The sequence below is a fragment of the Variovorax sp. dw_308 genome, from assembly GCF_019207085.1.
Taxonomy (GTDB): Bacteria; Pseudomonadota; Gammaproteobacteria; order Burkholderiales; family Burkholderiaceae_C; genus Variovorax.
Map to the genome: position 1 here is coordinate 92,539 of NZ_JAATOM010000019.1, position 11,403 is coordinate 103,941.

General features: G+C 61.4%; 14 protein-coding genes. 10 read left to right on the forward strand and 4 right to left on the reverse strand.

Going from position 1 to position 11,403, the window contains the following annotated elements; genetic code table 11:
- Positions 1–242 precede the first annotated feature (242 nt).
- Positions 243–1,268: a tyrosine-type recombinase/integrase gene (locus HCU76_RS27430; protein ID WP_213956767.1), complete on the forward strand. Its 1,026-nt coding sequence runs from the start codon at positions 243–245 to the stop codon at positions 1,266–1,268.
- 384 nt (positions 1,269–1,652) lie between these two features.
- Here the strand turns inward: HCU76_RS27430 and HCU76_RS27435 are convergent, their stop codons facing one another.
- The 4 genes from HCU76_RS27435 to HCU76_RS27450 are packed head-to-tail and all read right to left on the reverse strand — an operon-like array spanning position 1,653 to position 3,981.
- Positions 1,653–1,958: a hypothetical protein gene (locus tag HCU76_RS27435; RefSeq protein WP_213956768.1), complete on the reverse strand. Its 306-nt coding sequence runs from the start codon at positions 1,956–1,958 to the stop codon at positions 1,653–1,655.
- A complete protein-coding gene (locus HCU76_RS27440; RefSeq protein ID WP_213956769.1) occupies positions 1,948–2,298 on the reverse strand; it encodes a hypothetical protein in 351 nt (116 codons plus the stop codon). Before HCU76_RS27440 ends, HCU76_RS27435 begins: the two co-directional genes overlap by 11 nt.
- 4 nt (positions 2,299–2,302) lie before the next feature.
- Positions 2,303–3,205 (reverse strand): ParB/RepB/Spo0J family partition protein, encoded by a 903-nt coding sequence (locus HCU76_RS27445; RefSeq protein WP_213956770.1) that lies wholly within the window; start codon positions 3,203–3,205, stop codon positions 2,303–2,305.
- Positions 3,202–3,981, reverse strand: a complete 780-nt coding sequence (locus HCU76_RS27450) for a ParA family protein (RefSeq protein ID WP_213956771.1) — start codon at positions 3,979–3,981, stop codon at positions 3,202–3,204. Before HCU76_RS27450 ends, HCU76_RS27445 begins: the two co-directional genes overlap by 4 nt.
- 313 nt (positions 3,982–4,294) lie before the next feature.
- On the opposite strand from HCU76_RS27450, the gene HCU76_RS27455 reads away from it, so the two are divergent.
- The 9 genes from HCU76_RS27455 to HCU76_RS27495 all read left to right on the forward strand — a co-directional run bounded on the left by HCU76_RS27455 (position 4,295) and on the right by HCU76_RS27495 (position 11,401).
- A complete protein-coding gene (locus HCU76_RS27455) occupies positions 4,295–4,876 on the forward strand; it encodes a hypothetical protein (RefSeq protein ID WP_213956772.1) in 582 nt (193 codons plus the stop codon).
- A 64-nt stretch (positions 4,877–4,940) separates the two neighbouring features.
- A complete protein-coding gene (locus HCU76_RS27460; protein ID WP_213956815.1) occupies positions 4,941–5,237 on the forward strand; it encodes a hypothetical protein in 297 nt (98 codons plus the stop codon).
- Positions 5,238–5,287: 50 nt separating this feature from the next.
- Positions 5,288–5,533, forward strand: a complete 246-nt coding sequence (locus HCU76_RS27465) for a TrbC/VirB2 family protein (protein ID WP_256354515.1) — start codon at positions 5,288–5,290, stop codon at positions 5,531–5,533.
- A gap of 41 nt (positions 5,534–5,574) precedes the next feature.
- The gene (locus HCU76_RS27470) at positions 5,575–5,940 is read left to right on the forward strand and encodes a type IV secretion system protein VirB3 (RefSeq protein ID WP_213956773.1); all 366 of its coding nucleotides are present in this window, start codon (positions 5,575–5,577) and stop codon (positions 5,938–5,940) included.
- 12 nt (positions 5,941–5,952) lie between these two features.
- Complete coding sequence (locus HCU76_RS27475; RefSeq protein ID WP_218511101.1) at positions 5,953–8,469, forward strand: VirB4 family type IV secretion/conjugal transfer ATPase; 2,517 nt, start codon at positions 5,953–5,955, stop codon at positions 8,467–8,469.
- On the forward strand, positions 8,462–9,196 hold the full coding sequence (locus tag HCU76_RS27480) for a type IV secretion system protein (RefSeq protein ID WP_213956775.1): 735 nt from the start codon (positions 8,462–8,464) through the stop codon (positions 9,194–9,196). Before HCU76_RS27475 ends, HCU76_RS27480 begins: the two co-directional genes overlap by 8 nt.
- A gap of 8 nt (positions 9,197–9,204) precedes the next feature.
- A complete protein-coding gene (locus tag HCU76_RS27485; RefSeq protein WP_213956776.1) occupies positions 9,205–9,435 on the forward strand; it encodes a hypothetical protein in 231 nt (76 codons plus the stop codon).
- Between the two features lie 20 nt (positions 9,436–9,455).
- Entirely contained in the window at positions 9,456–10,511 is a 1,056-nt protein-coding gene (locus HCU76_RS27490) for a type IV secretion system protein (RefSeq protein ID WP_213956777.1), read from the forward strand.
- 164 nt (positions 10,512–10,675) lie between these two features.
- Positions 10,676–11,401: a virB8 family protein gene (locus HCU76_RS27495; RefSeq protein ID WP_213956778.1), complete on the forward strand. Its 726-nt coding sequence runs from the start codon at positions 10,676–10,678 to the stop codon at positions 11,399–11,401.
- The last annotated feature ends 2 nt before the right edge of the window (positions 11,402–11,403 follow it).

The following is an 11,403-nucleotide window of genomic DNA, read 5'->3' on the forward strand; positions in this document are numbered from 1 at the left end:
CCGGTGGCGCAGAAGAGTACTTCTGTTGCGTCAAGGGCCGCCTGGTGAAGATGTTCCGTTCCTGGGACTGGCATTGCTCATCGCGAGGCTACGCCACGCGCCGTGGAGGTGGGGGTCGAAAGTGTTGAGTTGCCTGCGGCTGTTAGAAAGCCTCGTCACAAATAAACTAACGGGGAACAGAAGTCTTTCATCGGCAAAGTACAGTACAGCAACATAATGCTGCATTCCGTTAGTATGTTCTTATGTCTACCCTCGCCCTGTTCTCCGACACTCCGGCGGAAATCCATACCGCTGCTTTCGAGCGCTGGCTGGCCGACCAGCGCGCCGCCGGGACATTGCGCCAAGCGTCCTCGATCGCCGTCTACGGGGAAATGTGGGCCGCGTTCACCGCCTGGTGTCTCGGCCAGCAACCCACTGTGACGCTCGCGTCGCTGGACCCGCGCGATCTCGAGGCATTCCATGCAGCCCGGTTCGGTACCAAGAACTCGGACCTGTCCCTGACCCCTCGACATGCACTGCGATTGATGCGACTGATCGACCGGGTGCTTGGCCACCATGCGGCAGAGATGAATCAACAGCCGAACACAGCGGCGGCCGACTGGATCGCTTCGCACCCCGAAGTTCGCTTTGCCGATGCGGCAAGCGCCGATCCGCTTCCGGAGTACCTGTCCAGTGTCGAGGCCAGGCACCTGATCGCCTACCTCTCGGCCGCACGGCCACGACCGGGCCTGTCGGAGGCCCGACGCAACAGCCACTCCTCGTTCACCTGGCAGGAACTGCGCAATCGCACCGCGGTGGCACTGCAACTGGGCGGCGGACTGACGCCAGGCGACGTGCGGGTCTTGACGCTGCAATCGCCGACATCGCATGGCGGCCGCGTGCGCGAGCGGCCCTGGAAAGTGTCGGTTCCGGGCAATGGCAGCTCGCTTCCGCGCGAGACACCGATCGCGCCGTGGGCCGGCGAACTGCTTCAGCACTGGTTGCAGGTTCGTGCGGAGGCAGGCATCCCCGGTGAGTTCCTTTTCCCGTCGACGCGCACGGGCAAGCCCTGGAGCAAGCTGTCGCACTACCAGTGCGCGCGCCAGGTGCTCGAGGACGCCGGCCTGGACAGCAGCGAGGGCGGATCCTTCCGCCTGAGGCACACCTTCGCCATTCGCCAGCTGCGCCGCGGTACAGACGCTGTGCAAGTCGCGCGCTGGCTCGGGATCGAACCGGAGGCGATGAGGAAGTACGACCGGGTCGTCGCTGCACCGGCCGACGTCATCTGAGTCCTTGCCCAGAAGATTGTGGGCGCCGCAGCCGGCGGAAGATGCCAACTCACGCTCCTCGCGAAGCCTCAGCGTCTGATCTCCGAACGCGACTTCACGGCGACCTACTCCTCATCGTGCTGGCCGACCGTGCCGTCGCACTTGGCGACGATGAGACGACGAACGCGTGATGACGCGACTGATATGAACGGTCATCGATCGTCCAGCCGCACTGTCAACAAGCCGCGCCTTGTGAGGCTACTTACTTTGCCGCATCCACCACATCCGATGCGGCAGTCGTGATCACGCTCACGCAGAACAAAGGCGCCCACGCAGCCGTTCTCATGGCCGTAGCGGCTTCCGTGCGACGACAGGAAGGCGTGCTCAAATGCTAGCGACCGAGCGCTAGTCGCGAGACGCTTCTTCATGCTCGCGCATGCGCTTGCGGAAAAGCGCGTGCGCTGCCTTGACCGCATCGACCGGGCCTCTCAGCGTGACCTCCGACCATCCCGCCGGCAACGCGTATCCCTTCACGTGCTTGACCACCTCGGCGCGGATCGCGTAGATACGCTTGTCGAGCAAGCAGTACTCCATTGCCAGCTTCTGTGGCCGTTCATTTCCGAGGAACAGGCGTCTTGCGATCTCCGCGGTCCGCTCATCGAAGCGGCGCTCCCTGAGGACGCGTTCAAGAATGGGCTCGTCAACGGTCATGGCTTGGCGGGAGGTTCATGAAAACGCTCATCAGGGCGAGGAACAGCCAGTAGAGCATCAGCGTGCCTATCGAAAAGGCCAGCATGCCCCATCGCGGAAACCGCGGGTCGCCGATCAGGAAGCCGAAGATCAGCGTGACGATGAAGCTCAGGAACGCGATAGGCACCAGCGTCGCGCGCAACAATGGCTCGAGCAGGATCAGCACCGCACAGCAGGTCAGCCGCACGGCCTGCCAGACAACAAGGAGCAGCACTCCCAGCATCCGGAGTCCGAGCGATCGTCGGGGAGCCACGAACTCGCCACGCCTTAACTGACGCCGGTTGATCTGAATGTTGGCCATTTCATTACTCCTCCGTGGCCCAGCAAACGAGCCGCAAATCTTTCAGCTTGACCATGTCGCGCGACCCATCGCCGAAACGCACTTCTGCGGCGTCGTGATCGTGCGCCTTCAAGCGCAACGAGCCGCGTCGCCCGGCGTGTTCGACAACCAGCACGGTGCGTCCCGCACTGGGTGCGCCGCTGGCTTTGACACCGACGGTGCTCGACGACGTGTTCGGGTTCACCGTCGCACTCTCTTCCCGTGACGGCGGATCCAGGCTGGCCCGGGTAATGACGCTTGCGCCAGCGAGCAAGGCAGTTGCCCGCTCGGGCTGCGTCTTCATCGTCATGGCCAGCCGATAAAGCACACGCACATCCGCCCCCAGACGTCCGGCTTCGAACGCCTGTCGAATCTCCTGGGGCGCCTCGATCAAGCCTGCCACCTCCGTGATGAAGGAGCGCGATTTGTTGAGGCGCCTGCTGATTTCGACGCGCGAATGCCCTTCCCGTTCGCGCTCCGCGATGAATGTCGCCAGATCGAACGGCGACATGTCTTCCCGATGCAGGTTTTCCGCGACTTGCGCGAACGGATCGATGCGCTCGTCCAGGAACGCTGGCATTTCAGTCAATCCCGCCTCGCATGCAGCACGAACGCGACGCTCCCCGCGGTTGACGATGAAGCGGCCCTCGAGGTCATGATTTGTTCTCAGCGACACAGGTTCGAGGACACCGTGCGTGAGAATCGACGAGGCCAATTCTGCAATCGAAGCCTCATCGACATTGCGCCGCGGTTGACGGGGATCGAAATCGATCAGGGCAATCGCAACCTGCATCGGCTTTCCGGGGCCGGCTATCGGCTCGATCTGCAACAAGTCGCTCGCCTTGAACTGCGCCAGGCCGCTGAGATCAAGGCTTTGGATGGTATTCATGTGGCACTTTCCTCCACCGCAGCGTCGTAGTGCATGCGCTGCATGATCAAACGGAAAACCTCAAACACCTCTTCACTTGCCTCGCGCGCCGAAGTCTTGCTGAGTTCCCAGACCGGCATGCCTGCAGCCAATGCTTCCGGGATGGCGGAGCGGGTGGAGATCTTGGCGGGGAGCACGAACTCGCCGTAGTTCGCCACCAGGTCGCGCAGAGCCGCCTTCTGCCGCAATGAATGTGGATTGAACCGGTTGGCCACGACGCCAGCCAACGTCAAGCGCGGGTTGTAGCGCTTCTGGACACCAAAGATCGTCTTGAGCATGTCCGTGACGCCGTCGATGCTGTACTCCTCCAGTTCGATCGGACAGACAACCACATCGGCGGCGATCAATGCCGTGCTCATGCGCAGGCCGAGCGCTGGCGGCGTATCGATGATCACGAAGTCATAGGTCCCTCCCAAGGCAGCGACTTGCCGGCGAAACGCTGGAACTACCACCTCAGCGCGCGCCAATTCGAGGTCTGCCAGACGTTTGCTGCCCTTGAGCAACGTGACGCTGCCAGGCGCAGCCCTTGCAACAGCAACCGTCTCCACCGCGAACAGTGCGGCGGCCTCCAACTCTCCGCCAAAGCGCGCCAGTGACTTCGAGCAATTGCACTGCGAATCGAGATCGATCACACACACGGCCGCGGCGTGTTTGGCGGCAAGCCACTGTGCAAAAAGTACTGCGAGCGTCGATTTGCCTACGCCGCCCTTTTGATTGCTGATGACCACAACACGCATTGAACTCTCCTTTGCCGCGGCAGATGCTTCCCGTCATCCGTCCCATTTTTACGGTCGGTTGCAAAACTTGCGAGGTACCTGACTTCGGGTATCTTGAGCGAAAGGTGCCGGCGTCCTAACATATTTCCGACGATACGAAACGGGCTGCGCGTTCTGGCGCGATTTCAATTACAGAACACATGCGACTGCAAGCGTCGCAGACGGAAAATAGCAGCCCTCGGCATGTTTAGTCAAGCTTCTATAGCTAGCTATAGAATGACTTCGAGCCAATTTACCACTTGACAACGCCACGATTGCATGAAACATTGCGGCCATGGAAGTCCGGGAAGTTCAACGCATCGCTGCTGTGTTGAAAGGCATGGGAAAGCCTTCCGCCGCGTCCTGTCCGCGTTTTTCCCTCGCATTTTCGCTTGCTCTTGCGCTGGCCTTTTGCCCAGGAGATGCAATGAGCCAGCCCGTGTCGACAAAGGTCAGCACGGCCGAACAGGCCGCGCGCGAAGACGATCGGCTTCTCATCCTACGCAATGAACTCAAGAAGTCTGAGGCGCTCGTCGAATCGCTTGCGAAGCGCAGAGCCGAGCGCCTTGCAGCATCCGACATCGTTGCAGCGGATGAAGCCGAAAGTGACCGCATCCGTGTCTTGAGCGACATCGCTGGGATCAAGCGCGAGATTGCCGCGACACAACCAGCTCCTTCACCGACACAGCCTAGAGCTCCGACGGCTGGCGTCAGGGCCCTGGCGGCCCAACCTGTTCAGCCCAAGACCGAGAAGGCCGCCCCATGGTGGGATGTCTATGGCAAGTCCGGGCGCGCAGACGCTGCCGTTAGCGGCCCTTCTGCCCAGGCGTCCCGCCCCACATCAGCGCGCTTCGAACCGTCCCATCGCATGGAGTGATCCAACATGGCTGTCCTTGCTATCCCTCAGAATCTCGCGCCATCGATCAATAAAAAGGACAGCCATGGCAACGACCCGTCGGGTCAGCAAGAACCCCCCGGAACTGGAGCCGCCGGGGAACGAAATATCTCAGGTGGATTTTATTGGCCTGCTGCAAAAGCGCGCAGTTCACGAACTGGTGATCGTGGAGTTCGCACCCAACCTGTATCGCATCGAGGCCATCATTGCCTGGCGGGTGGGGCGCTGGACGCTGACAGGCTGGAGAGCCCCGCGCACCTTCAAGACTCTCGAGACACTCGTGCGTCACCTCAAGACGATGGGCGCAACTCACACCGTGACACGGTTGGAGCTTCTGCCTTAGATGCTATTCGAGCGGCCTGCATCCATGCTTTCTGGAAGGGGCTCGCACTGCTGGTTCTGGTTCTGCCTGGCGTTGCGCTGGCCGGCAGTCCATTCGCCACCGGTGCCAACGCCACACAAAGCCAGTTGGTCAGCATCCTGACGCCGCTGGCCGCCGTGGCAGTCATGGTTTCCGGTGTTATGGCGTGGTTCGGGCGGGTCAGTTGGTGGTGGATGGTGGGTGTCGTGCTGGGCACGGTGCTGGTCTTCGGTGGCCCTCAGATCGTGTCCTGGATTCGCGGGATGTTCGGCGTCTGAGCGACGACGTACCCACGCGCAAGGCATGGATCGAGGCCGCCATGAACCGCAACCAGGGCATCGTTGCCGACACGCTGTTTGTCGGCATGACCCGTCCCTCGATGATCTGGGGCGTGACGTATTCGGCCATGATGTTCAATGTCGTGATCACGACCGAGTCGTTTATCGTGACCAAGAACCTGGCCTGGCTGCTAGCGTTTCTGCCGATCCACGGCGTGCTGTACCTGGTCTGCCTCTACGAGCCCCGCTTCTTCGACCTGCTGCAGCTCTGGGGCCGCACACGACTGCCGGCCATCCTGGCAGGCAATGTGCGCTATTGGCGCGCGAACTCGTACAGCCCGCTTGCCCTTGACCTGCCAGCTTTGAACGGCCGGCGCCGGCAGGTGCCAGACCGCGTCATGCTCTGAGGAGCAGTCTTGATGGCACTCACCCTGCGCAAGGATCGGACGCTTCGCCGCGAGGCCAGCGCTGCATCGATGATCCCGCTGCTCGCGCACGTGGACGAGCATGTCGCGAGGACGAAGGCCGGCGACTACGTCCAGACGTTTCGCCTCGCAGGCGCGAGCTTCGAGAGCGCGGACGACGAGGACATCAACAGCTGGCACAAACGCCTCAATGTCTTCCTGCGCAACATCGCGTCGCCCAATCACGCCGTATGGACTCACGTCATCAGGCGAAGGGAGTCAGGCTACCCTGCCGGCCGCACCATTCCCGGCTTTGCGCACGACCTCGAGCAGCGCTACCGCCGCAAGATGGCGGGCGAACGGCTGATGGTCAACGAGTTGTACCTCTCCCTGGTCTTCCGGCCCCAGCCGACGCGCATCGGCAACGCAGCGCTTCGCATCCTCAAGAAGACGGATTGTGAAGGCGAGCGCACCGAACTAACCGACTCGCTCGACGAGTGCACCAAGAAACGGCAGGAACTGCTCGCTGCGCTGGAGCGGTATGACCCGGAGCCGCTGGGCATCTACCGGCTTGCCGGCACGCCCGTCCTGTTCTCTTCGTTCCTGGAATTTCAGGCGCTGCTCATCAATGGAGAGTGGCAGCGGATGCCGCTGCCACGGTCGCCGTTGAACGAAGTGCTGGCCACAACCCGCCCGTTCTTCGGCAACGAAGCGATGGAGTACCGGACGGGCACTGAGACCCGCATCGGAGCGTTCCTCGGCATCAAGGAGTATCCGACGCCGACGGCGCCGGGGATGTTCGGCTCGCTCCTGACCGCGCCGTTCCCCTTCGTGCTGACGCAAAGCTTCACGTTCCTCGGAAAGGGAGCAGCCACCGACATGATGAGCCGCCAGCACAATCGCATGGCCGCAGCCGGCGACATGGCCGTCTCACAGGCCGAAGAACTCAAGGATGCACTGGACGACCTGATGAGCAACCGGTTCGTCGTCGGCGACCACCACTTCACCCTGCATGTGCTTGCGGACGCCTATGACGGCCTCAGCGAAGCAGAGGGCCGTCCGCGCCTGAAGCAGTTGAACGACAACGTCGCGCGGGCCCGGTACTTGCTGAGTGACACCGGCATGGTCGTCGCCCGCGAGGACCTGGCACTGGAAGCCGCCTTCTGGGCGCAGCTCCCTGGCAACTTCGCCTTCCGCACTCGCAAGGCCCCCATCACCAGCCGCAACTTTGCGGCAATGTCGCCATTCCACAATTTTCCGACCGGTCGCGCGACCGGCAACTACTGGGGCGATGCACTGACAATGTTCATGACGCGCGCTGGCTCGCCGTACTACTTCTCGCTGCACGCAAGCGATCCGCGCAGCGCCGATGGCGGCAGCCGCAAGGATGTCGGACACCTTACCAGCATCGGACCGGTGGGCACCGGCAAGACAACCTTCTTGGGCTTTTGCATGGTCGCGATCTGCAACCGGCTGGACGCGACACAGGTGATTTTCGACAAGGACGAGGGCCTGCATATCCTGGTGCGAGCACTCGGCGGCCAGTACCTGCCGCTGAAGAACGGCGCGCCAACGGGCTGCAACCCCCTGCAGCTCGACGAGACGGTCTCCGACAACGTCGAATTCATGCGACATTGGCTGCGTCGGCTCGTGCTCCGTACCCCTACGGACACCCTCACGGTCCGCCAGGAAGACGACCTCGACCAGGCGCTGAAGGGCACGCTCCGACTGGAACCTCCCTTCCGACGTCTCTCCCGTCTCGCCGCGTTCCTCGACATTACCGATCCGGAAGGAATCCATGCGCGGCTGCGCAAGTGGTGCGCCTCTGAGCAGGGCGACTATGCCTGGGTCTTCGACAACCCCTACGACGAGGTGGCGCCCCTCCTGTCGCGTCATTCGCTGGTGGGTTTCGACGTGACCGACTTTCTGGACAACGACATCGTGCGCGCGCCGCTCACGATGTACCTCTTCCATCTGGTCAACCGCATGGTGGATGGCAGAAAGCTCGTGTGCTGGATGGACGAGTTCGCCAAGCTGCTGAACGACCCTGCGTTTGCGAAGTTCGCGAAGAACGGCCTGGAGACCTGGCGCAAGAAGAACGCCAACCTCGAGACCTTCACGCAAAGTGCAAGCCACGTCCTTGACTCCAACATCGCCCGTGCGATCGTCGAGCAGACGCCCACCAAGATCCTGTTTCCGAACCCGGAGGCGGATTACAAGGAATACACCGAAGGCTTCAATCTGACAGACCGTGAGTTCGCGCTGATCAAGCAGGAGCTCGAGCCAGGCTCACGGCAGTTCCTCATCAAGCAGAACCATATCAGCGTGGTCGCACAGCTCGACCTCACGGGGTTCGATGACGCACTCCATGTGATCTCTGGGCGCACCAGTAACGTCCGCTTGATGCAGCAGTTGATTGACATCCACGGGCCGCAACCCGATCAGTGGTTACCGCATTTTCTGGCGGCACTCGCGACCGCGCAAGGCACCGTCCCTTCCCTTCCCTCCCTCAAGGAGACATCTCATGCGTAAACAACTCTTTGCCGTACTGATTGCGGCCGCCGCTTTCCTCGCGCCGCCTCATGCCCATGCCGGCATCCCCGTGATCGACTTCGCCGCGATCGGCAACCTCATGCAGCAGCTCGTGGCTTGGGAGCAGCAGCTGCAGGGGATGCAGAGGCAATACGAACAGCTGAAGCAGTCGAAGGATCAACTGCAGCAGACTTACAACGCCATGACAGGCAGCCGGGGGATGGACCAGCTGCTGCCCACCTCGGACGCGGCGCGTAATTACCTGCCCTCCAGCTACGGCGAACTGATGGGTACGATCAACGGCTCGTCGGTGAACTATGCGGGACTGGCGGACAAGGTCCAGTCGATCATGAAGGCCAACGGCATCCTGTCGAGCACCCAGATGGACGCGCTGACCCCGCAGATGCGATACGAAATCGAGCAGGGGCGACAGGCCTCGGCCATGCTCAGCGGCATGACGCAGAGTGCCTACCAGAACACGAGCCAGCGGTTCTCTGCGCTACAACAGCTGATCAGCCGGATCGGCACTGCACAGGATCCGAAAGCGATCCAGGACCTCCAGGCACGTATGCAAGCGGAACAGGCCATGCTGACCAACGAGCAGACGAAGTTGCAAAGCCTGTACCAAGTCGCCCAATCTGAAGAACTCGCACGCCGTCAAAGAATACGCGAGCGGGTGACTTCAGATATTGGTTCTGCTCGATCTCTTGGCACCGTGGACTACTAGGATCGATCGTGACAAAGCTTGCGTGGGCTTTCAGCCTCGCTGTCCTCGTGGTGGCAGCGGGAGGAACCGTTTTTTACTACACCCAGCATCAGCAAGTCGAGCAACCAGCGACGGCGATGCCATCCAGTCCTGAGCCTTCGATTGCTGCGCCTCAACAGAAACGCGACGATGAAATGCAGCGTCGAAAGCTCGAAGGCATCGGCAGCACCAAGAATCTCAAACCCGTCCCAATTCCTTAGCGCAACGTTAGGAGATTGCCGTGGGACTCTTTGCTCAATTTTTCACGTGGATCGACGCGCAAGTTGCGGTCTACGTGAGCTTGAACACAATCCGAGTCGCTGCCGCTATCGAACCGACCGCCGTGACGCTAGCCACCATCTACGTGATGATGTGGGGATTCATGAGCATCACCGGCCGCATACAGGAACCGATTTGGGAAGGTATTCGACGCATCATCACAATCGTCCTGATTCTCGGAGTAGGCCTCCGGTTGTGGACATACAACGAGATCATCACAAATACGTTCTTCACGGCCCCAGGCCAACTCGCCGCCGCAGTAGTTGGGGCTCCAAATGTCGTAAGCGTGATAGACCAAGTTTGGCTTGAAGGCACTGCGATTGCGGAACTGCTTTTGAGAAAGGGCAGCATCCTCGACAGTGACTTCGCCTTCTATGCTGCAGGCTTCCTTGTCTACTTACTGGTCGGCCTGGCAGTGGTTGTCACCGCATTCATGCTGGCGTTGTCAAAGGTTGCAATCGCGATTCTTTTGGCAATTGGACCGCTCTTCATCGTGATGTTGTTCTTCGATGCAACGAAGCGCTTCTTCGAGGCATGGGTGGCCCAGCTCGCGAACTATGCGTTGATTGGAATACTCACGTTGTTGACCTCCGCGTTACTGCTGACAGTGGTCAAAGCCTACGCATCAAGTGCCGCCGCGTCCGGCACTGGAATAACGGTTGCAGAAAGCGCGCGCGTCTGCATGGTGTCAACCTTGGTGTTTCTGGTGATGCGCCAAGTAATGCCCATTTCTGCGGGGCTCGCAAGCGGTGTCGCGCTCAGCACCTATGGGGCGGTGAGCGGGGCCATCCGCTGGGGAATGGGCGGAGCTCGGCGCACTTCGTATGAGTTCAGTCGGGGGTTGATCGACGGCCTCAAGAGAGAGCCTGGCAGTAGATGGGATTCGTTCCGCCGTCTGGCAGGAAACCGCGTTGGTGCCGGCGTTGCCAGCACATGGGACCGCGCAAGCGGAGCGCGCCGTGGCGGCACCTTGATCCCGCGTGAGCAGGTCATGCCAAACCCGAACCGTCGCCGCTAAGCGTCGGGAAGGCATCATGAAATCCCTACTCGCCTTGTTCGCCCTGTTCGTTTGTGTCTCGCTGCCAGGTTGCGGCACGCGTCCACCGCTGCCACCTGAATGCGAAGGATCGCTCAGCCCTATCAACGGACAACCGGGCCAAGTCTCTTCAGCAGGGGCGTTCCATGAATCGCGAACCAACCCTTGATCGCTATCTTTTGGAGGCCCAGAGCTGGGAGATGGACCGCGCGCGTCGCGCAGAGCGGTCCTCCAAAATCGCTTGGATAGTCGCTGGCGTCGCTTCGCTCATTGCGCTCCTTGCCGTCGGTGCAGTTGCCGGCCTGACGCCTCTCAAGCAGCCGGTCCCTGTCGTCATTCGCGTCGACAGCAGCAGCGGCGTCGTCGATATCGTGCCGGCGTATGAAGGCACCACGGATATCGAGCAGGTGGTCACCCGCAACCTGCTCTCGACCTACGTCATCGCACGCGAGCGCTACTTCTACGGTACCGCTGAGGCTGACTATGACCTGGTCGCCGCCGAGAACTCGCCGCGGCTGAACCAGGAATGGGCGGCACTCTGGAACGTGAACAACCCGCTCTCGCCGCTCAACGTCTTCAAGGACGGGACGACGGTGCGCACGCAGGTCCGTTCGGTCACCTTCCTGAAACTGGAGAGTGGCCGTGACAAACTGGCCCAGGTTCGCTTCAGCCGCTACGCGCGTCCCGGCGGCACCGGCGAGGAGCAGGCCAGCCACTGGGTGTCGACCATCGAGTTCGCGTATACGCAGCCCTTCAAGGACGACAAGACACGGTCGCTGAACCCCTTGGGATTTCGGGTGCTGGAGTACCGCCGGGAACCAGAAGTTGCGGCGAGCGGAGTCGACCCGCCCGCGAAGGCTGGCCCGCGATGAAC

Excerpts from the sequence above, each read along its gene's own strand:
- HCU76_RS27430 (WP_213956767.1), top strand. The coding sequence starts at position 243 with ATGTCTACCCTCGCCCTGTTCTCCGACACTCCGGCGGAAATCCATACC.
- HCU76_RS27435 (WP_213956768.1), bottom strand. The coding sequence starts at position 1,958 with ATGACCGTTGACGAGCCCATTCTTGAACGCGTCCTCAGGGAGCGCCGC.
- HCU76_RS27440 (WP_213956769.1), bottom strand. The coding sequence starts at position 2,298 with ATGGCCAACATTCAGATCAACCGGCGTCAGTTAAGGCGTGGCGAGTTC.
- HCU76_RS27445 (WP_213956770.1), bottom strand. The coding sequence starts at position 3,205 with ATGAATACCATCCAAAGCCTTGATCTCAGCGGCCTGGCGCAGTTCAAG.
- HCU76_RS27450 (WP_213956771.1), bottom strand. The coding sequence starts at position 3,981 with ATGCGTGTTGTGGTCATCAGCAATCAAAAGGGCGGCGTAGGCAAATCG.
- HCU76_RS27455 (WP_213956772.1), top strand. The coding sequence starts at position 4,295 with ATGGAAGTCCGGGAAGTTCAACGCATCGCTGCTGTGTTGAAAGGCATG.
- HCU76_RS27460 (WP_213956815.1), top strand. The coding sequence starts at position 4,941 with ATGGCAACGACCCGTCGGGTCAGCAAGAACCCCCCGGAACTGGAGCCG.
- HCU76_RS27470 (WP_213956773.1), top strand. The coding sequence starts at position 5,575 with ATGAACCGCAACCAGGGCATCGTTGCCGACACGCTGTTTGTCGGCATG.
- HCU76_RS27475 (WP_218511101.1), top strand. The coding sequence starts at position 5,953 with ATGGCACTCACCCTGCGCAAGGATCGGACGCTTCGCCGCGAGGCCAGC.
- HCU76_RS27480 (WP_213956775.1), top strand. The coding sequence starts at position 8,462 with ATGCGTAAACAACTCTTTGCCGTACTGATTGCGGCCGCCGCTTTCCTC.
- HCU76_RS27495 (WP_213956778.1), top strand. The coding sequence starts at position 10,676 with ATGAATCGCGAACCAACCCTTGATCGCTATCTTTTGGAGGCCCAGAGC.